Source organism: Paenibacillus sp. GCM10023250 (assembly GCF_042653205.1).
GTDB lineage: Bacteria > Bacillota > Bacilli > Paenibacillales > Paenibacillaceae > Paenibacillus_Z.
Genome location: NZ_JBHSHY010000001.1, coordinates 175,075 through 195,649 on the forward strand (window position 1 = coordinate 175,075; position 20,575 = coordinate 195,649).

19 protein-coding genes and 1 pseudogene are annotated in these 20,575 nt (G+C 59.0%); 17 read left to right on the forward strand and 3 right to left on the reverse strand.

The annotated features are described in order from the left end of the window. The first annotated feature begins 27 nt into the window (after positions 1-27). The 5 genes and pseudogenes from ACFPB1_RS00765 to ACFPB1_RS00785 all read left to right on the forward strand — a co-directional run bounded on the left by ACFPB1_RS00765 (position 28) and on the right by ACFPB1_RS00785 (position 3,649). A complete protein-coding gene (locus ACFPB1_RS00765) occupies positions 28-750 on the forward strand; it encodes a DsbA family oxidoreductase (RefSeq protein ID WP_379220813.1) in 723 nt (240 codons plus the stop codon). 87 nt (positions 751-837) lie between these two features. Then, complete coding sequence (locus ACFPB1_RS00770; RefSeq protein WP_379221666.1) at positions 838-1,959, forward strand: NADH-dependent flavin oxidoreductase; 1,122 nt, start codon at positions 838-840, stop codon at positions 1,957-1,959. 116 nt (positions 1,960-2,075) lie between these two features. Then, positions 2,076-2,303, forward strand: a pseudogene (locus ACFPB1_RS00775) (ATP-binding protein); the annotation flags it as partial. A gap of 222 nt (positions 2,304-2,525) precedes the next feature. After that, positions 2,526-2,708 (forward strand): hypothetical protein, encoded by a 183-nt coding sequence (locus ACFPB1_RS00780; RefSeq protein ID WP_379220815.1) that lies wholly within the window; start codon positions 2,526-2,528, stop codon positions 2,706-2,708. 320 nt (positions 2,709-3,028) lie between these two features. Next, positions 3,029-3,649, forward strand: a complete 621-nt coding sequence (locus ACFPB1_RS00785; protein ID WP_379220818.1) for a DedA family protein — start codon at positions 3,029-3,031, stop codon at positions 3,647-3,649. A 150-nt stretch (positions 3,650-3,799) separates the two neighbouring features. Here ACFPB1_RS00785 and ACFPB1_RS00790 read toward each other — a convergent pair whose 3' ends face one another. After that, on the reverse strand, positions 3,800-5,395 hold the full coding sequence (locus ACFPB1_RS00790) for a catalase (RefSeq protein WP_379220820.1): 1,596 nt from the start codon (positions 5,393-5,395) through the stop codon (positions 3,800-3,802). 212 nt (positions 5,396-5,607) lie between these two features. Between ACFPB1_RS00790 and ACFPB1_RS00795 the strand changes: the two genes are divergently transcribed. Both ACFPB1_RS00795 and ACFPB1_RS00800 read left to right on the forward strand, forming a co-directional pair. Beyond that, positions 5,608-6,213 (forward strand): TetR family transcriptional regulator, encoded by a 606-nt coding sequence (locus ACFPB1_RS00795; protein WP_379220822.1) that lies wholly within the window; start codon positions 5,608-5,610, stop codon positions 6,211-6,213. A 304-nt stretch (positions 6,214-6,517) separates the two neighbouring features. Beyond that, on the forward strand, positions 6,518-7,261 hold the full coding sequence (locus ACFPB1_RS00800; protein ID WP_379220824.1) for an SDR family oxidoreductase: 744 nt from the start codon (positions 6,518-6,520) through the stop codon (positions 7,259-7,261). An 87-nt stretch (positions 7,262-7,348) separates the two neighbouring features. Here ACFPB1_RS00800 and ACFPB1_RS00805 read toward each other — a convergent pair whose 3' ends face one another. Next, complete coding sequence (locus ACFPB1_RS00805; protein ID WP_379220826.1) at positions 7,349-8,554, reverse strand: MFS transporter; 1,206 nt, start codon at positions 8,552-8,554, stop codon at positions 7,349-7,351. A gap of 223 nt (positions 8,555-8,777) precedes the next feature. Between ACFPB1_RS00805 and ACFPB1_RS00810 the strand changes: the two genes are divergently transcribed. The 7 genes from ACFPB1_RS00810 to ACFPB1_RS00840 all read left to right on the forward strand — a co-directional run bounded on the left by ACFPB1_RS00810 (position 8,778) and on the right by ACFPB1_RS00840 (position 15,795). After that, positions 8,778-9,197 carry a GNAT family N-acetyltransferase gene (locus ACFPB1_RS00810; protein ID WP_379220828.1) on the forward strand — a complete coding sequence of 140 codons (420 nt, stop codon included), beginning with the start codon at positions 8,778-8,780 and terminating at the stop codon, positions 9,195-9,197. A gap of 278 nt (positions 9,198-9,475) precedes the next feature. After that, entirely contained in the window at positions 9,476-9,898 is a 423-nt protein-coding gene (locus tag ACFPB1_RS00815; protein ID WP_379220830.1) for a DUF1641 domain-containing protein, read from the forward strand. 19 nt (positions 9,899-9,917) lie between these two features. Beyond that, positions 9,918-11,096 carry an NAD(P)/FAD-dependent oxidoreductase gene (locus ACFPB1_RS00820; RefSeq protein WP_379220832.1) on the forward strand — a complete coding sequence of 393 codons (1,179 nt, stop codon included), beginning with the start codon at positions 9,918-9,920 and terminating at the stop codon, positions 11,094-11,096. 231 nt (positions 11,097-11,327) lie between these two features. Beyond that, on the forward strand, positions 11,328-12,098 hold the full coding sequence (locus ACFPB1_RS00825; protein ID WP_379220834.1) for an IclR family transcriptional regulator: 771 nt from the start codon (positions 11,328-11,330) through the stop codon (positions 12,096-12,098). A gap of 59 nt (positions 12,099-12,157) precedes the next feature. Further along, on the forward strand, positions 12,158-13,609 hold the full coding sequence (locus ACFPB1_RS00830) for a spore germination protein (RefSeq protein ID WP_379220837.1): 1,452 nt from the start codon (positions 12,158-12,160) through the stop codon (positions 13,607-13,609). A 24-nt stretch (positions 13,610-13,633) separates the two neighbouring features. After that, the gene (locus ACFPB1_RS00835; RefSeq protein WP_379220839.1) at positions 13,634-14,722 is read left to right on the forward strand and encodes a GerAB/ArcD/ProY family transporter; all 1,089 of its coding nucleotides are present in this window, start codon (positions 13,634-13,636) and stop codon (positions 14,720-14,722) included. Further along, positions 14,719-15,795: a Ger(x)C family spore germination protein gene (locus ACFPB1_RS00840; RefSeq protein ID WP_379220842.1), complete on the forward strand. Its 1,077-nt coding sequence runs from the start codon at positions 14,719-14,721 to the stop codon at positions 15,793-15,795. Before ACFPB1_RS00835 ends, ACFPB1_RS00840 begins: the two co-directional genes overlap by 4 nt. 160 nt (positions 15,796-15,955) lie before the next feature. On the opposite strand, the gene ACFPB1_RS00845 is transcribed toward ACFPB1_RS00840, so the two are convergent. Next, positions 15,956-16,681 carry a GntR family transcriptional regulator gene (locus tag ACFPB1_RS00845; RefSeq protein ID WP_379220844.1) on the reverse strand — a complete coding sequence of 242 codons (726 nt, stop codon included), beginning with the start codon at positions 16,679-16,681 and terminating at the stop codon, positions 15,956-15,958. A gap of 286 nt (positions 16,682-16,967) precedes the next feature. Here ACFPB1_RS00845 and ACFPB1_RS00850 point away from each other — a divergent pair, with 286 nt between their 5' ends. The 3 genes from ACFPB1_RS00850 (at position 16,968) to ACFPB1_RS00860 (ending at position 20,513) form a co-directional block, all read left to right on the forward strand. Beyond that, the gene (locus tag ACFPB1_RS00850; RefSeq protein ID WP_379220847.1) at positions 16,968-18,308 is read left to right on the forward strand and encodes a 6-phospho-beta-glucosidase; all 1,341 of its coding nucleotides are present in this window, start codon (positions 16,968-16,970) and stop codon (positions 18,306-18,308) included. Positions 18,309-18,739: 431 nt separating this feature from the next. Beyond that, positions 18,740-19,648: a carbohydrate ABC transporter permease gene (locus ACFPB1_RS00855; RefSeq protein WP_379220849.1), complete on the forward strand. Its 909-nt coding sequence runs from the start codon at positions 18,740-18,742 to the stop codon at positions 19,646-19,648. A gap of 1 nt (position 19,649) precedes the next feature. Next, the gene (locus ACFPB1_RS00860) at positions 19,650-20,513 is read left to right on the forward strand and encodes a carbohydrate ABC transporter permease (RefSeq protein WP_379220851.1); all 864 of its coding nucleotides are present in this window, start codon (positions 19,650-19,652) and stop codon (positions 20,511-20,513) included. The last annotated feature ends 62 nt before the right edge of the window (positions 20,514-20,575 follow it).

Sequence of the window (20,575 nt, forward strand, 5' to 3'; positions counted from 1 at the left end):
CATGAAGGGAAGAGAGGCGAAGGTACGATGAGAATAGATGTCTGGTCCGATGTTATGTGTCCGCTGTGTTATATTGGCAAAACCAATTTGGATACCGCCATTGAGCGGTTCCAACACAAAGGTAAGGTGGAAGTCGTTTATAGGCCATTCCAGCTGTTCCCGAACGCACCAAGCGGCAGCGGTAAAAATTATTACGCGTGGACAGCCGAGATCCATGGCGGAGGCATGACCGCCGATTATGTAAGGGAAGCAAATAAGGCGGTCATTGAATTGGCCGAGGCTGTAGGTCTTGCCTATCGACTCGATACTTTAATTCCATCCAACACGACCGATGCCCTTCGCGTTGCCTTATACGCGCAAGAACAGGGCAGTGCGGGGGTATGGATGGCACGGGTGTATAAAGCGTATTTTACCGATTCGTTGAACATCGGTGACCAGCGCACCTTGGCCAAGCTTTCGGAAGAGAGCGGTCTGGATGGACAAGCCGTTCTTCATATCCTGTCCGGCGATCGCTACAAAGATGCAGTCAAACAAGAGCGGCAAAACGGGGCCAAGCTTGGAATTACGGGCACGCCGTTCTATGTGTTCAACGACAAGTATGCCGTATCGGGAGTCCGATCAAGCCAAGCCTTCCTTGAGATTCTTGAACGCGTGTGGAGAGAAGATCATTCCCTCCAGATGCTTGAGGCTGATTCGCAAGACGAGGTGCAGAGCGGGTTGTGCGGGGAAAAGGGTTGCGCCTTAGAATGAACATCATTGACTGGCGACGAGCGCATCTGCGGGCATGGAACACCAAAATCAAATTTAGGAGCTGAACCAAAAATGTTGAACTCCACCATGAATTCGAACTATAAATCGCTATTCGAGCCCTTCACGTTTCCATCGGGCGTTCAGGTGAAGAATCGGATGCTGATGGCCCCGATGACCAACTCGTCCTCGCTCGAGAACGGAGAAGTATCGGAACAAGAATTGCTGTACTATCGCGAGCGCTCAGGCGGTGTTGGCGCGGTAATTACCGCGAGCAGCCACGTGTCGCCGGAAGGAAAAGCGTTTGTCAACGAAATCGGTGCGGACCGCGATGACTTAATTCCTTCGCTTAAGAAACTGGCGGATACGATTCACGCGCAAGGGTCAAAAGCCATCTTGCAGTTATTCCACGCGGGCAGAATGACTTCGGCCGAGCTGATTGGCGGCAAGCAACCGGTAAGCGCCAGCGGCGTAGCCGCAGAACGGGAGGGGGCGGTAATACCGAGAGAACTGACGGAGGAAGAGATACTCGCTACGATCAAGGCCTTTGGGGAAGCGGCCCGCAGAGCCATCGAAGCCGGGTTTGACGGCGTGGAAATTCATGGTGCCAATACGTTTTTGATTCAGCAATTCTTTTCCCCGCATTCCAATCGCCGGACAGACCGTTGGGGAGGTACGCTCGACAACAGAATGGCATTTTCGCTTGCCGTAATCGATTCCGTGAATCAAGCAGTCGCCAAACACGCGGTGGTGCCATTCATGGTCGGATACCGGTTATCGCCCGAGGAGAAGCATGATCCGGGCATCACGATGGAAGACACGCTTAAGCTGGCAGATCGGTTGTCCGAACAGAAGCTCGACTATCTACATCTTTCCGTGAGGGGCTTTTGGGACGGATCGATACGCGATACGGCGGATACGACATCCCGGGTCGTGCTCGTACATGAGCGAGTAGGCGCTCGCATACCGGTCATCGGGGTTGGCGGCCTTTCCTCGCCGGATGACGTGAGGACGGCGTTGGATTCGGGCGTTCCCTTGCTGAGTTTGGGGCATGCGATGATCATGGAACCGAAGTGGGTGGAAAAGGTACGGAACGGTCACGAAAGCGACATCCGTACGACGCTTCCGAGAACGGCTCAACACGAGCTGGTATTGCCGGACCCGCTATGGGACATGCTCGTGAACACGCCGGGATGGTTTCCGGTCGTATGATGAATCCGCCCGGTATCTTGATTTCATCTTGATTCGGTCTTCATTTCTTCATGATCGCGCCTCCTTATACTACTCGACATAACGAAGTTCCAAATACGGAGGATGAAGCGGATTGAAATAATATTTGGGATCGTTTTTACCGTAGCGATGCTTCGAGCCAGCGCTCAGAAGGCAGCGGACTTGGATTAGCAATAACCAAAAACATCTTAGAGTTACATGAAGCTGAATGCGGCGTGACGAATACGTCTCATGGTGTCGCCTTCTACTCTTGGCTACCTAAATACAACGTCGAGGTAGCCGATAAGTTTGGGAATTCGGTTGTATACCGTCCATTTTCGCGATAAATGGGTCTTTTTCGCCAGGAACGTGATATGATGAATGGAATAGACGCGATGGCCGCCGCGAAGCTGGCGGCCGAATTCGGGCGCGTACGTTCCGCGCGTTGTCACACCTCTGCGAGGTTCGCGAATACGGTAATGCAGGGGCGTGCATCCGGCGGTCAGCAGCCGGACCGAATAAGCTTGTTCGCCATTTCAATGACCTGTCCGAGGAGAACGATCGTGAAGATGAGAGACATACGGGAGTACATTTCGATTAACTTGATCATTTTTATGTTTTGGGTGTTTTTGGTCGTCAAGGACGGCGTCATCTCGCCGCTCGAAGGCGCGCTGCTGTTCGATCTTGCGCTCGTCTATCTGATGCGCGAGCCGATCAAACGATTGCTCGACGCGATGTTTCGCGCCCGATGACGGCCGAACCCCGCGTCACCCAGAGAAAAGCCGGGACCGTGATGGCGGTCCCGGCTTTTTCAGGTTATCCCAGGCTTCGAATCATTAGGCGGGCGGCGCGTGCCCGTTTTTTCAATGCCCGCCGCCGGTCTTAACGTCATGCCCGCCGCAAGAGGGGGGCCAAAAGCATCCCGTTCGTGGTATAGTTCTTATAAGAACATTTGTGATCGTATAGCAACCGAAGAGACAGGAACGCACGAGGGGTAATCGTGAGCGCGGAAATCGATGAGGATCCGGGACGACGAGGCAGCATCCGCCCGGTCAGGAAAGAGGCAGGTTGAATGGACTTCGATATGATGGCAGGGCTGATTCAGCACCTGGGCTACGCGGCGTTGTTTTTCGTATTATGTCTGGGCCTGATCAGCATTCCGGTACCCAACGAAGTGATCGTCATGACGGCCGGCGCGGTGTCGGCGGGCGGCTCTTTGCTCCCGCTGCCGGCATTTCTATGCACGTACCTCGGCGTACTGTCCGGGCTGACCTTCGGCTACACGATGGGGCGCCGGTACGGCAGGCCGCTGGTGCGGCGGTTTCAACACAAGGAGCGCCTCGGCAAAGCCTTGGGCTTCGCCGAGGTCCTGCTCTCCCGGTACGGGAAGTTCGCGCTCGTCGCCAGCTACTTTTTTCCGATCGTCCGGCACGTGATGCCGTATTTGGCGGGCATGAACCAATTGAGTTTCAAGCTGTTCGCGGTTTTCTCGTATGCGACGGGCTTGATGTGGACGCTGCTGTATTTCCTGCTTGGGCGGCTCATGGGCAATCAAGTCCAGGAAACGGGCTACGCGATCTATTATTACGGGATGGGTGCGCTGGCGGTGGTCGTCGTCGGCGCGGCTGCGCTGGCCGTCGTCAAGTGGCTGTCCCGCGCGCGAAGCCACCGAGACCGCACGGTCGGGCGTTAGCGAAGACTGCCCGGGACGCCTATAAGCCCAGCTCAGACAAGCCGGGCTGACCACGATTAAGCAGAACGAAGAGCTCCCGCAGACATACGGGAGCTCTTCGCGCGTTCGGGCATGATCCGCCAAGCAGGGCGGCCGGCTCCGCAGCACGGCTCAGTAAGGCTCGGCGTCGCGCCCCTTGCGCACGGCGTCGTCCGGCGCTTGAGCGCCGGCGCGGTTGCCGAGATTCGTCTGGCTGGCGCCGCCTCCGCAGGCCTTCGCCAAGCCTTCCCGCAGACGGCGGCCGTATTCGTCGTCCGCCGCTTCGGCGAGCGCGATCATCCGGTCCCGGATGCGCGAATCGCAGCGGGAGAGGTCTCCGATCAGATTGGACAGCAGCTCGTCCTTCTCCCACGGCTCGAAGCCCCGGAACGTTTCGCCGGCTTGCTTTGTGTTGTCGCTGCGGTCGATGGATTGACGCACCAGATTGCCCTGGACGTAAGGCGTATGCTCCTTGCCGGCCTGTTCGGCTTCGGCGAGGCCGCCGAGCAGCGACGGCTCGTAATTGACGTGCGGGTTTTGGCCCGGCGCGAGATCGACCCGGAGCTGCATCATGCCGCCGCGCTGGTTCGTCGCCACCTGCTTCCGGGGCGCATTCACCGGCAGCTGCAAATAATTGGCGCCAACGCGGTGGCGCTGCGTGTCCGAGTAGGAGAAGGTGCGGCCCTGCAGCATCTTGTCGTCGGAGAAGTCGAGCCCGTCGACGAGCACGCCGACGCCGAACGCGGCCTGCTCCACTTCCGTGAAGTAATCCGCGGGATTGCGGTTCAAGGTCATCTTGCCGACGGGGAGCCAGGGAAAGCGGTCGTTCGGCCACAGCTTCGTGTCGTCGAGCGGATCGAAGTCCAGCTCGGGATGCTCGCCGTCGGGCATGAGCTGCACGAGCAGCTCCCACTCCGGATAGTCGCCGCGTTCGATCGCTTGATACAGATCCTGCGTCGCATGGTTGAAGTTCGTCGCCTGAATCTCGTTCGCTTCCTGCTGGGTCAGGTTCTTGATGCCCTGCTTCGGCTCCCAATGATACTTCACCAGCACCGCTTCGCCGGCCTGGTTGACCCACCGGTACGTATTGACGCCGGAGCCCTGCATCATGCGGTAATTGGCCGGAATGCCCCACGGCGAGTAGACGAGCGTCACCATATGGAACGTCTCTGGTGAGCTGGCGCAGAAATCGAAGAACCGCTCGGCGTCCTGCACGTTGGTCACGGGGTCCGGCTTGAACGCGTGGATCATGTCGGGGAACTTGATCGCGTCGCGGATGAAGAAGATTTTCAGGTTGTTGCCGACGAGGTCCCAATTGCCGTCTTCGGTATAGAACTTGACCGCGAAGCCGCGCGGGTCGCGAAGCGTCTCCGGCGAATGGGTGCCGTGCACGACCGTGGAGAACCGGACGAACACCGGCGTCTGCTTGCCCTTCTCTTGAAATAGCTTGGCGCGCGTATACGCGCTCGCCGGTTCGCCGCCGACGGTGCCGTACGCTTCGAAGACGCCGTGCGCGCCGGCGCCGCGGGCATGCACGACGCGTTCCGGGACGCGCTCCCGGTCGAAATGGCTCAGTTTCTCGATGAAATCGTAATTTTCCAGCGTCGCCGGCCCGCGGTTGCCGACGGTCCGGATATGCTGATTGTTCGTGATGGGATGCCCCTGCCGGTTGGTCAATTCGTTGCTTGCGTTATGCCCGTCCGGGCGGCGCGTAGAATCTGAGGTCACGGTTGTCGCGGCTCCTTTGCGTAAGAGAGAATGGGCTTTTTTGCCGCTTATAGTATTGATTAACAGGCGGAAATTATGCGCCGGGCCGCAGTCGGCCGCGCGGAGAAGGGATGCGGGATTCCGCAACTGATGACAAGTAACAAAATCGCGATATTGTTATCAGACTTGCGGTCTGTTATAGTTAACCCAACGACAGGAAGGAGGACGAGCGGATGACGAACGATCTGCCATTGAGCAAGGAACAAATTCTCGATACCGCGGAACAAGTGCTTAAGCGCTTCGGACCGGATAAAACGTCCGTCGTGGACGTCGCGCGGGCGCTTCAAGTGAGCCACGGCACGCTGTACCGCCATTTCGCGAGCAAAGCCGCGCTGCGCGAAGCGGTGACGGAGCGCTGGCTGCGCCGGATCATCGCCGAACCGCTGGCCGCGCTCGCGGAACTTCCCGGCGTAAGCGCGGCCGAGCGGCTTCGGCAGTGGGTGGCAGCGCTCATCGCCGCCAAGCGGACGTACGCGGCGGACGATCCCGAGCTGTTCAAAATGTACGCGGACGTCACGCTGGAAACGGGGGACATGATCGATACGCACATCTGCGGCTTGATCGGGCAGATGGCGTCCATCATCGCGGCGGGCGTCGCATCCGGCGAGCTGAAGCCCGTCGATCCGGAGGACACCGCCCGCGCGATCTTCATCGCCACGTCGAAGTTTCACCATCCGTCCCACGCGCGGGAGTGGCAAGCGGAGCGCGCCGACCGGGAGTTCGACATCGTCTGGCGCCTGCTCCTGCAAGGCATCGTGCCGGACGTTCGCCAAGCTTGACGCGGCAGCGCCGGGGCAGGCCGACCGCAGCAGCCAGCCAGCAAGAGGGAAGCAGGCGCATGGCCGCGAGCCGCTTTCGATAACCCTTCGATCATCGAATCGAAGGGTTGTTTGCTTTTTGCGCTAGCTTCGCGAATTGGAGACGAATTGTTTAATGACAAAATTGATAATCCGTCACTTGATATTTGTTTGTGGCTGGTCTATAATCAAACCATCCAAGCGAGGACATGTGAATCAACCGTTTTCCGTTCGTTTCGAACGCAGGCGTTATCAAGCCCACATGCTATTCAAGGAGGAATCATTCATGAGCCGTACATTGGAAGGCAAAGTCGCGTTGGTCACCGGAGCGTCGCGGGGGCTTGGGAAAGACATCGCCGAGCTGCTCGCGCGGCATGGCGCCAAGGTCGTCGTCAATTACGCCAGCAGCCCGGAGAGAGCGGAGCAGGTCGTGGCCGCGATTAAGGCGAACGGCGGGGAGGCGCTGGCAGTCCGGGCGGACGTCAGCCAAGTGTCCGAGATCGAGCGGTTGTTCCGCGAAACGCTGGACGCCTTCGGCCGCATTGACATCCTGATCAACAACGCCGGCATTATGATCACGAAGCCGCTCGCGGACATTACGGAAGACGACTACGACCGGCAATTCGCGATCAATACGAAAGGCACGTTCTTCGCGATCCAGCAGGCGGCCAAGCATATGGGCAGCGGCGGGCGGATCATCAACTTCTCGACCTCGGTCACCGGTCAAATGTTCCCGACTTACAGCGCGTATACGGGCTCCAAAGGCGCCGTCGAGCAGTTCGGCCGCCAGCTGGCCAAAGAGCTGGGCCCGAAAGGTATCTCGATCAATACCGTGGCGCCGGGACCGATCAATACGGAGCTATTCAAGGCCGGGAAGACGCCGGAGCAAATCGCGAGCGTCGGCAATAGCAACTCCTTCGGCCGGCTCGCCGAGACCGAGGATATATCCAAGGTCGTGCTGTTCCTGGCCGGCCCGGATTCCGGCTGGGTGACGGGCCAGACGATCCGCGTTAACGGCGGCTTCATCTGATTCCGTGCAAGCGATCTAGTCCGCGATATGAATGGTATCAAAAATCAACCAGCAGCCGAATTCTCGGCTGCTGGTTTTGTTATCCCGTCAACTTGCCTGACGCGCCTTCGTTTCGATGCCGTAGATGAGCAGCATGATCGTTCCGATCAGCAGCACCGCGGTAAACACGCCGAATATCGGGGCGTAGCCGACATGCCCCTGCACGAGGGCGCCGACGAGATAAGGCGCGACCACGCTCCCGATCCGGCCGAAGCCGGCCGCGAAGCCCGCGCCTCCCGCCCGGATCGGGGCCGGGTAATTCTCGGGGGTATACGCGTACAGCGCGCCCCATGCGCCCAGGTTGGAGAAGGACAGCAGCGCTCCCGTCAGCAGCAGCATCCCCGTGCTCTGGCTGAAGCCGAAGCCGAGCGCCATCGCGCCGGAGGCGACGAGGAAGACGGCGAGCGTTGCCTTGCGGCCCCATCGCTCCACGAGGTACGAAGCCGCGAAGTAGCCAGGCAGCTGGGCGAGCGTCATGAGCAGGACGTAGCGGAAGCTCTGGATCATCGTAAAGCCTTTGTCGACCAGGACGGAAGGCAGCCAGAGGAACATGCCGTAATAGGAGAAGGCGATGGCGAACCAAACCGCCCAGAGCGCGATCGTCTCGCGCTTATAGGACGTGAACAGCTCGCGGATCCCGATGCGCCGCTCCGCCTTCGCGCGATACTGCGGCGATTCCGGCACTTCGCGGCGGATCCAGAACGCGAGCGCGATCGGCAGTGCGCCGACGGCGACCGCGACGCGCCAGCCGTACGGCGGAATGACGAAATACGCGAGCACGGCGGCCAAGATCCAGCCGGCGGCCCAGAAGCTCTCCAGCAGGACGACCATCCGGCCCCTGATTGCCGCCGGCGCAAATTCGCTGACGAGGGTGGAGGCGACCGGCAGCTCGGCGCCCAGTCCGACGCCCATCAGGAACCGCAGCGCGAGCATGATGCCGAACCCGCCCGCGAACGCGCTTCCGAGGCTGAACACGCCGAACACCAATAGCGTGAGAAGAAATACGGGACGCCGGCCGAGCCGGTCGGCCAGATAGCCGCCCAAGACCGCGCCGATCGCCATGCCGACCAAATTGAACGTGCCGAGCAGGCCCGCCTCCTGCGCCGTCAGCCCCCACTCCTCGCGAAGCGCGACCAGGACGAACGACAGCAGCCCGACGTCCATGGCATCGAACATCCAGCCGAAGCCGGCTGCCCAAAACACCTTGTTCAGTTCGCGCTTGGTACCGGCTGCGGCCGCATAGACTTGGTTCATAGCAACGCTCCTTTCGGTCTCCGTACGGGTTGTGATAGCGCGCGGCAGGCGCGTAACCCGCAGCTGTGCGTGTACGATGAGTGTTCCATATCCGGCGCAGCCTTATTCCAGCTCCGTCCGGCCCGCCTTCGGCAATCCGCGCGCAAGGCGGGCATACTTCACAAAATCGGCCCGTTCATCGTTGTATGAGGGGGTACACATTCATACTGCGGAGGACACGAACATGATGAGAGAATTAACGACCGAATCCGAATGGCTCGAGGGCTTTCCGGTGATGAAGGAATTGCGAACGCATCTATGCCGGCGGACGTACCTCGAATTTCTTCGTACGATGACGGCCGACGGCTACAGGTTGTTTGCGTTATACGATGGCCGCGAGATTGCCGCCTTGGCCGGCATAAGCATCGTCACGAATTTTTATTTCGGCAAGCATGTCTTCGTGTACGACTTGGTCACCAAAGCCTCAGGCCGGTCCAAAGGCTTCGGTAAAAAATTGCTTGCCCAAATTCATCAATACGCGAAGGATAACGGGTGCGGCGCGGTAGCCCTGGGCTCGGAAATGTCCAACGTCGACGCGCATCGGTTTTATGAAGCTAAGATGGGGTATGAGAAGGCCGCTTACTCCTTTATGCTCGTGCTTTGAGACGGGAAGCGGCCGTTTGGAAGGAACTTCCGCTTAACAGATCGGTGCGGCAGCAGTATAGTTTAATAATTAGGTGATTCGGTTTAATATCGTTAAACATTTGAGACACCTATACGTTGGAGCGCGAAGTTCCGGGTTGGAAGGGCTTGCGTGCACAGCCATTCGCCGGTCCCCGATGCCTATGTGAAGTTTTTCACGTATTAATCGGGGGCGCGTCCATGATGATGAGCATTGATCAGGTATCCGGAAGAAGAGCGGATAGAAGGAGGAGCATCGAAATGCCGGAAATGACCATTCCAAGACAAGCGGCAGGTAAGTCGCAGCCCCAAGCAGCGGACGTCCTGCTGCCATTATCGAAGCCGGAGGTTCAAGAAGCGATGATCGCGCTGGCGGATCACCTGCCGAAGCTGGCCGAGATGACGGCGCTGCTGACCAAGACTTACGATCTGGCGAGACAAGTCGCGGGCGACCGCGTGCTGGTCCAAGATACGCTGGGCGCCATCCGGGAAGTCGCGAAGCCCCTGGAGGAAAAAGCGAAGCATTACGCGTCGGCGGCCATCGAAGCCCGCGCGCGAGCGGAGCAAGACGGGGCCGCGATCGGCCTGTTTGGCCTGCTGGGCCTGCTGAAAGATCCGGAGCTGCAGCGGCTGCTTCGCTTCGGCCGGGCGTACGTCGACATTCTGGGCGAAAGACGAAACTAATCGAGAGGGAGTTGGGGATATGCGCAAGCATATTTTGATAGTAGGCGCGGGTTACGGCGGTCTGCTGAGCGCGCTATCCGCCCGGGCGCATTTTTCGCCGGAGGAAGCCGAGATTACGGTCATCAACAAATACGACACGCATCAAATCATTACGGAGCTGCATCGGCTGGCGGTGGGCAACATCGCCGAGAAAGCCGTCACCCTGCCGCTCGAGCACTTGTTCAAAGGCAAATCGATCCGCTTGCGGATCGGCACGGTGGCCGCGATCGATCCGAACGGCCGCAGCGTCGCGCTGGAGGACGGCAGCACCTACGCATACGACGCGCTCGTGCTTGCGCTCGGGAGCGAATCGAACTTCTTCGGCGTGCCCGGGCTGCAGGAACATAGCTTCACGCTGAAATCCGTCGCGGACGCGAAACGGATCTACGCGCATCTCAACGGCAAAATCGCGGCGTACGCGAGAGCGAAGCGCAAAGCGGACGCGACGTTCGTCGTGGGCGGCGGCGGCTTGACGGGAGTCGAGCTCGTCGGCGAGCTGGCGGACGAGCTCCCGGACATCTGCCGCTCGCACGGCGTCGACTTCGCGGACGTGTCCATCTACCTCGTCGAATCCAAATCGAACATCCTCTCGTCCTACTCCGCGGATCTGATCAGACGCGCGGTAACGAGCCTGGAGAAGCGCGGCGTCCGCTTCCTGACCGGGCTTACCATCACGGAGGTGAACGGAACGACGGTCAGCCTGAAGGATGGCCGGAAGCTCGAAGCGGGCACGGTTCTCTGGGCCGGCGGCGTGAAAGGCAGCTCGCTCGTGGCGAACTGCGGCATCGCCGTCGACCGCGGACGCGCCTCGGTTAACGCGTATCTGCAATCCGTCTCGCATCCGGAAGTGTTCGTGGCCGGCGACTGCGCCGTCGTACTGGGGCCGGACGGTCTCCCGTACCCGCCGACCGCGCAGCTCTCTTGGCAGATGGGCGAGCATATCGGGGGCAATCTGTACGCGTACTTCAAGGGCGCCAAGATGGACGCGTTCGAGCCGGTCAATTCCGGTTCGCTCGCCAGCCTCGGACGCAAGGACGGCATCGGCTGGATCGGCGAAAGCGGCATCGAGCTGAAAGGCTTGCCGGCCACTTGGATGAAGAAAGCGAGCGACGTGCGGTACTTGGCGCATATCGACGGCTTGTTCTCGCTGGCGTATTGAACCGGCTGCGGAGCGTATTGCCGAACCCCTCGGTGACTTGACCGGGGGGTCTTTCCGCATGCGGTAGCACGAGGCGTCGTGCGCATTGTTTGCATGGTTTATTTCATTCGCCCGAAGGCAATACAAAGGGAAGAAGACGGCCGCCGAAGAATCGCTCGCGGGCGGAATTAGGTCCGTTGTAAGCAGGCGGCCGCGCGTCATGGCGCGCGGACATGGAGGAGAACCTTACCGATGCCGCAGGAAATCAAGGGTCAAGGGATTCAATCGTTGGAAGCCGGCTTGGCGATGTTGAAGCGGATCGCCGCCGAAAAGCGCCCCCTTACGATTACGCAGATCGCGCAGCTGTGCGACATGCCGAAAAGCAAAGCGCATCACTATTTAACCAGCTTTTGCCGATCCGGCTTCCTGCATAAAGGCGAGGACTTGAAGTATGCGCTCGGCCCGGAGCTGATCTTGCTGGGCCTCGAAGCGGTCGACGCCATGGATATCTACGCGCTCGCGCTGCCTTATCTCGAAGCCATCCGCGATGCCGTGAACGAAACGGTCTATCTGTCCTTGTGGGGACTGAACGGTCCGTTCTTCGTTCGCTGCGTCGAGAGCAAGCGCGCCATCAGCATCGGGGTTCGAGTCGGATCGCAAGTAAGCGTCACGAGGTCTTCGTCGGGGAAAGCATTCGCGGCGTTCATGCGGAAAGAAGAAACGGCAGCGATCATCGCGAAGGAACTGGAAGCCGATTCGACGGATCCGGAGCTGTTCGAGCGGGAGCTTCGAGCCGTTAGGGAATCCGGCTATGCGCATAGCGACGGGACGATCGCGCCGGGCATCGCGGGGATCTCCTGCCCGGTCTTCGATCGAGGCGGCCGCATACTGGCAACCCTGACCATACTGGCGCTGAGCGGCACGCTGAATGCTTCCGAAGACTCCGAGGCGATTCGCGTGCTGAAAGAGAAGGGATCCGCGCTGTCCAAGGCGCTGGGCTACAAAGGGGAACGAGGGGTATGATTTCGGGCTGGAGGGAGACAATGAACGGAAGAATCGGGAATCGGAAAGAGTGATCGCATGTGAATGCAGCCCCTCGGTTGTGGCAGGAGCTTCAGGAATCGGCGGATTTCGTCTGCTATGAACAGGACATGAACGGTATTCCATTGTTCGTCGGCTATATGAAAACCATCACGGACACGGATATTCTGCAGCGTCATATCATGAGCTGCCTGACCGGCGGTGAAGCGCTGACCATCGAGCAATTATATCGCAAGATCCCGATCGCGGAGAAGGAACGGTCCGACGATTGGGAGCATATTCGTGACAAGCTCCACCGCGGCTATGTCGCCATTCAATACGGCCAGGATAGCCCTCATTGTCTATTAATCAATGCAGCTTCCTCGAAAGGCCGCAGCGTCGCAATTCCGGAAGTCGAATTCACCGTGGAAGGCCCGAAGCAAGCCTTGGTGGAGTCGCTGGACGTCAATCTGAACTTGATCCGCCAGCAGGTTCCCCATCCCGGGCTGCGGATCAAAGAAATGACGGTCGGGAGCATATCCAAGTCTCGCGTGGCGGTCGTATACATAGAAGGCATCGTCAACGAAGCCTATCTGAACACGTGCATGCAGCGGCTCCAGGATGTCCAGTTCGACCAAATCACGGACAGCACGCTGCTGCAGCAGATGATCGAAGACAACTCGAACTCCATCTTCCCGCAGACCATCGGGACCGAGAGGCCCGATTACGTGGCTTGGGTCGTGTCCTCCGGGCAAATCTGCGTGCTGAAGGACGGGTCGCCGACCGCCATATTCGCGCCAGTCACGCTGTGGCTGTTTTTCATTACGTATGAAGATTATTATTTGCCCTGGATCGTCGCATCCTTGCTGCGGATGATCCGGATGTGCTCCGTGCTGTTTTCCGTCTACGCCACACCGTTGTACGTGGCCGTCATCACGTATCACGGGCAGGGCATTTCAAACGTTTTTTTGCCGACGATTGTCTCATCGCGCATCAACGTGCCGTTTCCGCCGGTCGTGGAGGTGCTCATCATGGAGCTGGTCATCGAGCTGCTGCGCGAAGCGGGCGCCCGGCTGCCTTCGAAGATCGGCCAGACGATCGGCATCGTCGGAGGCATCGTGCTCGGTACGGCCGCCGTCGAAGCCGCGTTGACCAGCAACTTCTTGTTGATCATCGTAGCGTTGTCGGCGCTGGCATCGTTCACGACGCCGATATTCCGCATGAGCGCCACCATACGCATCCTGCGGTTTCCGTTTATCGCGGCCGCGCAAATCTGGGGGCTGCTCGGAATATTCATCTGTACGCTGGGGCTCGTGGCGCATCTGCTGCGATTGACCTCGCTCGGCATGCCTTACCTGGTCCCGGTGTATCCGTTTCGTACGGCTGACTTATACGATACGGTGATCCGCCCGCCTTATTCGAAATTTCATCACCGGTTCAGCTTTTTCCGGTCGCCGAACCCCGTTCGCTTCGACCGAAAAAAAGCATCGGCCAAAAAAGACATTGACGAATGAACCCGCCATGGGAGGGAGCAGCAGTTGAACGCAACGGAGCATCCGCGCTTAACCATATCGTCTATTCTCGTATTCGCGCTGATCAATGCGATGCAGTTCGGCCCCGAGTATCTGTCCATGTCGATCAAACCGATCCAATGGGCCGGGCAGGATGTGTGGATCTCGGTCCTTCTAAGCGGCCTCGGCATCCACGTGATCATTTGGCTGATGTACCGGATCCTCGAGCGCGGCGGGACGGACGTGATTCATATGCATCCCCGATTGTTCGGCCGATGGGCGGGCGGGGGGCTTAATCTTCTGTTTCTCGTGTACTTCCTTCTCCTTGCAAGCTTTCAGGTGCGGCTGTTCATCGAGATTATCCAAGTGTGGCTCTTTACCGACTTAACCGCGTGGCCGTTGGCCTTGGTCCTGCTGCTACTCGCGTACTACATCGTGGCGGGAGGCTTCCGGGTCGTGGTCGGGATATGCATGTTCAGCCTGGTCCGGTACATCACCATCGCCGCGACGTTTTTTCCGGCGGTTTATTTTCATTTCGGCAATTTGACGCCGGTCTTCGATCATTCTCCGTTCGAGATCGCGCAAGGCGGCAAGGCGCTGACTTTTCCTTATGTAGGCGTGGAGGCGCTTCTGTTCTGCTACACCTTCATCAAATCGCCGGAAACGTCGCGAAAATGGGCATACGGGGCGAACGCGATGACCACCTTCTCGTATCTCTTGGTTCTCTTCTTCTCCCTCTTATTGTTCAAGCCCGAACAATTGTCGATTGAAATATGGCCGCAGTTGACTAAGTACCAATTCATTCAATTTCCGTTTATCGATCGATTCGAATACATCGGGGCGGCCGCGCAGATCTTGTGGGTTATGCCGATAATATGCTTCTGTCTGTGGGCGTCGAGCCGGATCGGCAAAGTCATGCTGGGCGTGAGGCAGTCGACGGTGCTGCCGGTATTGTTGGCGATCGTCTTTGCCGCCGTCTGTTCAATCCCGGACCGCAGTCGCGTGGAGGAGGCGCAGGGACTGCTGGAAGCATTCGGATTTTACATGACGTTCGCGTATATCCCGTTCCTGTATCTCGTCGTCTTGATCCGAACGAAAGCGAGCGCAGCCGCATGAACCGTCGATTCATTCTTGTTCCGCTCCTTTTCTTGACGTTGACAGGATGCGTCAAGCAAGACATTTTGGAGAAAACCGCGATCTCGTTCGTCGGCGCGTTCGACGAGGCGCCGGACGATCAATTCGAATTAACGCTGGCGCCGCCTCAGTTCCATGCGGGCAACTCCGATTCCGTCTCCAACCTCGTGCTCTCCGGCTTCGGACATACCAGCAAAAACATCGTGGAACGACTGGACATGCAGCTCAATCGGCCCATCAAAACGGGAAAGATCTCGGTGCTGCTCTTCGAGAAATCGTTGGCGGCAAGCGGGCTGGCGGACGAGCTGGACGTGCTGCTGCGCGACGCGCTCGCGTCGCGCAAAATGTACTTGGCCGTGGTCGACGGCAAAGGGAAGAAGCTTCTGCAAGCCGACTTCAGCTCGAACGTGGAGAAGGGCATGTATTTGTACGATCTGCTTAACTCGAATGTCCGGACCGGCTTTGTGCCGAGGCAAAATTTGAACGATTTCGAATACGCCTATACCGGCAAAGGGATGGATCCTTTTTTGCCGCTCCTCGCACTGCGGAACGATCGCGTCGTGATTACGGGCTTGGCGCTGTTCAAGGACGACCGCTACGTCACGTCGCTGGACGAGAAGCAAATGCGCGTCATAAAGCTTCTGCGGGAAAACACAAAGTACGGCGTGCTTGAAGCGCCGCTGGGGAACGGAACGTACGCCTCGGTCAAGAACGTCGGTTCTCGCGTGAAGTATCGCGTCGCTCACGGCCGGGTCCGTCCGGAAGTGACGATCGCGCTCCGGATGAAAGCGGAAATCGTCGATACCCGGGGGCTCCGGCTGACCGGCGATGTGCAGCAGCGAATAAAAAACGGCTTGGAACGGGAGCTGACCGCAACGGGGTCGGCGCTTATCCGCCGCTTTCAACAAGAAGGCATCGATCCGCTCGGACTCGGGGATATCGTAAGGAGCCAGACGAGGAATTGGGACGAAGCGGCTTGGAAGCAAGCGTATCCCGCGTCGAAGGTCATGCTGAAGGTTCGCGTGAATGTAATTGAAACGGGTATCCGGAAATGACGATCGCGGCAGGTCCGCCGGCAGCAGCGCGTCATCATGGCGGCGGTACCGGAGCATACGCAGCCAAACGAAAGAGCCTGCGCGCGCAGGCTCTTTTCTCGTGTCCGGCCGGGCTCAAGGCCGATCTCGCGTCCGGTCCGCTGCCGGTACGGCGCCGCGTTCAGCGGTGATCGTACCGGCGCTCGATGACAAAATGGGACATATCGGCCCGGAAATAGCTTTCGCTGTATTCGATGGGCGTATTGTCCGCAAGGTAGGAGACGGTGCGAATGTGGAAGCAAGGGGCGCCTGGCTCGATCCGGAGCAGCTCCGCGACCGCTTCGTCCGCGAGGGCGGGCTTCAGCGTATCCAGGGAGCGGTCGATCGGACGGCCGTACTTTTCTTTGAGGAGCTTGAAGAGCGAACCGATTTCCCGCTCGTTCGACAGACCGGGCGCCAAGGACCACGGCAAATAAATCGTCTCGTAGGCGACAGGCTGGTCGTCGGCGAGACGGAGCCGGACCAGCTTCGTGACGGGCGACTGCTCCGGAATGTCGAGCTGCGATTGAAACGGAGGCTCGGCCGGCACGACGGACGACGACAATAGCCGCGTCTCCGAGCGGCGGCCGAGCTCTTCCATCAGCTCGGAGAAATTGACGATCGGCGCGAGCATGTGATGGACGATTTCGGATTTGGCGTCGGCGATGAACGTTCCCCGGCCTTGAATCTTGCGGATGCGGCCTTCCAGCTCCAGCTGCTGGAGCGCCTGGCGGATCGTCGTGCGGCTCACGTTATAGAGCTTGCACAATTCGTCCTCCGTCGGCAATTGATCGCCCGGGCGGTATTCGCCGGATTTGATGGCAGCCAGCAGATGCTGCTTCACGACGGCATATTTGCTTATGGACATAGCGGGACTCCTCGTTCTTCATGGGATCCATCCATACAACCTCGCATGGAGACGTATTCATCATAACATATCCGCAGAAGGGTCGAAAGCAAAGAAATGGCGTGCCGGCCGTACAAATCCTATTCTTTGGGGCGATAATCACGAAATAGAGCCGCATCAAGCCATTGGCCCAATATCCGAACCGAAGATATGTAGAATTTGAAAATTATGGGTTGACGATTTGTAATGATGAATCTATAATCATCCTTACCTATAATGACAATGGTGGAAACGGAGGCGTCGCCTAATGAGAAAAGACCGGCTGAAAGTGGCGGTAATCGGCGGGGGTTCGTCGTATACCCCGGAGTTGATCGAAGGCTTCATCAATCATTACAGCAGCTTTCCCGTGCGTGAGCTGTACTTGGTCGATATCGAAGCAGGGCGAAGCAAGCTGGAAACGGTCGGCAGGCTGGCCGAACGGATGATTGCGAAGGCCGGCCTGCCGATTCGAGTCCATACGACGACGGACCGCCGGGAGGCGATCGCCGGCGCGGACTTCGTTACGACCCAGATGCGCGTCGGCATGCTGGAGGCGCGTTCCCGGGACGAGAAGATTCCGCTCCGGTACGGGCTCATCGGCCAGGAGACGACGGGGGCGGGCGGCTTCGCCAAGGCGCTGCGGACGATCCCGGTCATTCTGGACATCGCGCGCGAGATGGAAGAGCTGGCGCCGGACGCGTACATGATCAACTTCACGAACCCCGCGGGCATCGTGACGGAAGCCGTGCTCAAGTATTCGAACATTCGCACGGTCGGCCTATGCAATCTCCCGATTGGCACGAAAATGCAAATCGCAAAGCTGTGCGGCGCGGACGTATCCGACGTGAGCATCGAGATGGCCGGCATCAACCACCTGAACTGGACGACCCGCATCGTCGTCGGCGGCGCCGACATCACGGACGCCGTGCTGAACAAGGCCGCCGGCGCGAGCGGCCTGACAATGAAGAACGTTCCCGATTTCGGCTGGGACGCGGAGTTTCTGCGCGCCATGGGGGCGCTGCCGTGCAGCTATCATCGCTATTATTACATGAAAGACCTCGTGTTCGAGGAGATGAACAGGACGTTCCTGGAGAAGGGCACGACGCGCGCCGACGACGTCAAGCGGGTGGAGCGCGAGCTCTTCGAGCTGTACGAGGATCCGGGGCTCGCGGTCAAGCCGCCGCAGCTCCAGCAGCGGGGCGGGGCTTACTATTCCGAAGCGGCCGTCAACCTGATGACGTCGATTTACAACGATAAGCGGGACCTCCAGATCGTTAACGTGCGCAACGGCGGCATCCTGCCGTTCCTGCCCGCGGACGCGTCGATCGAGGTCAATTGCGTCATCGATTCGCAGGGGGCGCACCCGGTTCGCATCGAAGCGCCGATCCCGGCGCAAATCCGAGGGCTGCTGCAACTCGTGAAGGCCTTCGAAGAGCTGACCGTGAAGGCCGCCGCGGAAGGCGACTACGGCGCCGGACTGCAGGCCTTGACCCTCCATCCGCTGGTCGGCAGCGCGAAGCTGGCCAAGCAAGTACTGGACGAGATACTCGATGCCAATGCGCCGTATCTCCAGGAATTTCAGTCGCGGCGTCTCGGGGCGAACGCGTAGCAGAGGGCGGCGGCACGACCGCCCATGATGGACAGCCGGAGGCGTTGACCGGCCTCGGACCGCGCGTTGCCTCGGCCTGCGCGGTCCGGCGGCCGGGTATCACTTTGAACAGGAACGGGGGCATGTCGCGACCTCTCATAACAACTATTATTGCAATCGCTTACATTACAATCAATTTCGTTGTTTACATGAAAGGTAGTAACCTTTATAATTAGTCATAACATGTCAGATAAACAAACATGAACCTGTCGCGCGAAAGGAGGGATACGTTCGGTTGGCGGAAGCCGCCGCGAACCGCCGCGATCGTGGTTGCCGCTTATCCGTATCGCTACGAGTTTTCCGTACCCAGCACCTTCTTACATCCGGTTCAGTCGAACGCCGCATGGTTTTGGAATCAGCCACCATTAACGATGCAAGGGGATGATACCCGCATGGCAGGCCTACGCCTTGGAAAGAAGACGGAATTGCGCGAAACGAAATATTTGTACCTGTTCCTGTCGCCTTGGATCATCGGACTTCTGTTGTTCACGGGCGGCCCGATCCTCGTATCCGGCTACTACAGCTTCACCCGCTACGACATCGCCCACGAGCCCGTCTTCATCGGGTTTCAAAACTACATAAACCTGTTCCAAAACGAGCTCTTCTGGAAGTCTTCCGGCGTCACCTTATATTACACGCTTGTCGGCGTTCCGGTCGGACTCGCGGCTTCGCTGTTCCTGGCGATCCTCCTCAACGTCCGCATCCCGGGGCAGCGCGTCTTCAGCACCATCTTCTACTTGCCCTCGGTCGTCTCCGGCGTCGTGCTGTCCCTGCTGTGGGTCTGGCTGCTGGATCCCGACTTCGGCGTCATTAACGTCCTCTACTACAAGATCACCGGAACGGCCGGTCCCCAGTGGCTGTCCGACGAGCATTGGGTCATTCCTTCCCTCATCATGATGTCGCTCTGGACGCTCGGGAACAACGTCGTCATCTATCTCGCCGGCCTGAAGAGCGTTCCGGCCAACCTGTACGAAGCCGCCCAGATCGACGGCGCTTCGCGCTTCCGCCAGCTGCTGAACATCACCATTCCCATGATATCGCCCGTCACATTGTTCCTGCTCATTACCGGCATTATCGGTTCGTTCCAGGTGTTCGTCCAAGCGGACGTCATGACCAAGGGCGGACCTAACTATGCGTCCTATTTCTACGTCTACTACCTGTATCAGCAAGCGTTCCGGTCGTTCAACCTCGGCTACGCGTCCGCGATGGCCTGGGTGCTGTTCGTCTTCGTCGGCCTGCTGACCTGGCTGATGATGAAGGTATCCAAACGTTGGGTCCATTACGAAGGGGGCGGAGATTGAGATGACGACTCGTAAAACCGCCGCGGGCCGGTCCGCGTCCGGAGGAGAGCGCACGGTCAAGGCGCTGGCCCTCGGCACGCTGATCATCCTGTCGGCGCTGATGATTCTGCCGCTGTACATCATGGTCAGCACCGCGCTCAAGACGCAGCAGGACGTGTTCCTGTTCCCGCCCGAATGGGTGCCGAGCCCGGCCGTGTGGCATAACTTCATCGACGCGATGCAGGCAAGGTCGTTCGGGCGGTACTTCTACAACACGTCGTTGTACGCCGTCGTCGGCACGTTCGGCGAAGTGCTCTCCTCGGCGTTCGTCGCCTACGGCTTCGCGCGGTACCGCGGCATCGGCCGCGGCGCTATGTTCCTGATCCTGCTCGCCACCATGATGATTCCGTATCCCGTCACGATGATCCCGCAATTCGTCCTGTTCAAGAATCTGGGCTGGATCGACAGTTACCTGCCGCTGAACGTGCCGTCCTTTCTCGGCTCAGCCTACATCATCTTCCTCTTGCGGCAGTTCTTCAGCTCGGTGCCCGTCGATCTGTTCGAAGCGGCGCGGCTGGACGGGTGCAGCGAGCTCCGGACATTCTGGAACATCGCGCTGCCGCTGTGCAGCCCCGCGCTCGCAAGCGCGGCCATCTTCGGCTTCATGTACCGCTGGAACGATTACCTCGGCCCGCTCATCTACCTGAACACCGATTCCAAGTTCACGGTGTCGATCGCCTTGTCGTCCTTCACGAGCTTGTTCAACATCGTCCCGTGGCATCTGCTCATGGCGGCTGGCATCGTGGCGATTTTGCCGCCGACGATCATCTTCTTCCTAGCGCAAAAGTATTTCGTCCAAGGGATCGTCGTGTCCGGCTTGAAATAAGCGGCTAAGCGCCCGCGCGGAACGGAAGGGAGGGGATGCCGGCCGGGAAGACGCCGCATCGC

Excerpts from the sequence above, each read along its gene's own strand:
- ACFPB1_RS00770 (WP_379221666.1), top strand. The coding sequence starts at position 838 with ATGAATTCGAACTATAAATCGCTATTCGAGCCCTTCACGTTTCCATCG.
- ACFPB1_RS00785 (WP_379220818.1), top strand. The coding sequence starts at position 3,029 with ATGGACTTCGATATGATGGCAGGGCTGATTCAGCACCTGGGCTACGCG.
- ACFPB1_RS00840 (WP_379220842.1), top strand. The coding sequence starts at position 14,719 with ATGAACCGTCGATTCATTCTTGTTCCGCTCCTTTTCTTGACGTTGACA.
- ACFPB1_RS00815 (WP_379220830.1), top strand. The coding sequence starts at position 9,476 with ATGCCGGAAATGACCATTCCAAGACAAGCGGCAGGTAAGTCGCAGCCC.
- ACFPB1_RS00800 (WP_379220824.1), top strand. The coding sequence starts at position 6,518 with ATGAGCCGTACATTGGAAGGCAAAGTCGCGTTGGTCACCGGAGCGTCG.
- ACFPB1_RS00810 (WP_379220828.1), top strand. The coding sequence starts at position 8,778 with ATGATGAGAGAATTAACGACCGAATCCGAATGGCTCGAGGGCTTTCCG.
- ACFPB1_RS00855 (WP_379220849.1), top strand. The coding sequence starts at position 18,740 with ATGGCAGGCCTACGCCTTGGAAAGAAGACGGAATTGCGCGAAACGAAA.
- ACFPB1_RS00860 (WP_379220851.1), top strand. The coding sequence starts at position 19,650 with ATGACGACTCGTAAAACCGCCGCGGGCCGGTCCGCGTCCGGAGGAGAG.
- ACFPB1_RS00845 (WP_379220844.1), bottom strand. The coding sequence starts at position 16,681 with ATGTCCATAAGCAAATATGCCGTCGTGAAGCAGCATCTGCTGGCTGCC.
- ACFPB1_RS00820 (WP_379220832.1), top strand. The coding sequence starts at position 9,918 with ATGCGCAAGCATATTTTGATAGTAGGCGCGGGTTACGGCGGTCTGCTG.
- ACFPB1_RS00795 (WP_379220822.1), top strand. The coding sequence starts at position 5,608 with ATGACGAACGATCTGCCATTGAGCAAGGAACAAATTCTCGATACCGCG.
- ACFPB1_RS00850 (WP_379220847.1), top strand. The coding sequence starts at position 16,968 with ATGAGAAAAGACCGGCTGAAAGTGGCGGTAATCGGCGGGGGTTCGTCG.
- ACFPB1_RS00825 (WP_379220834.1), top strand. The coding sequence starts at position 11,328 with ATGCCGCAGGAAATCAAGGGTCAAGGGATTCAATCGTTGGAAGCCGGC.
- ACFPB1_RS00805 (WP_379220826.1), bottom strand. The coding sequence starts at position 8,554 with ATGAACCAAGTCTATGCGGCCGCAGCCGGTACCAAGCGCGAACTGAAC.
- ACFPB1_RS00765 (WP_379220813.1), top strand. The coding sequence starts at position 28 with ATGAGAATAGATGTCTGGTCCGATGTTATGTGTCCGCTGTGTTATATT.
- ACFPB1_RS00780 (WP_379220815.1), top strand. The coding sequence starts at position 2,526 with ATGAGAGACATACGGGAGTACATTTCGATTAACTTGATCATTTTTATG.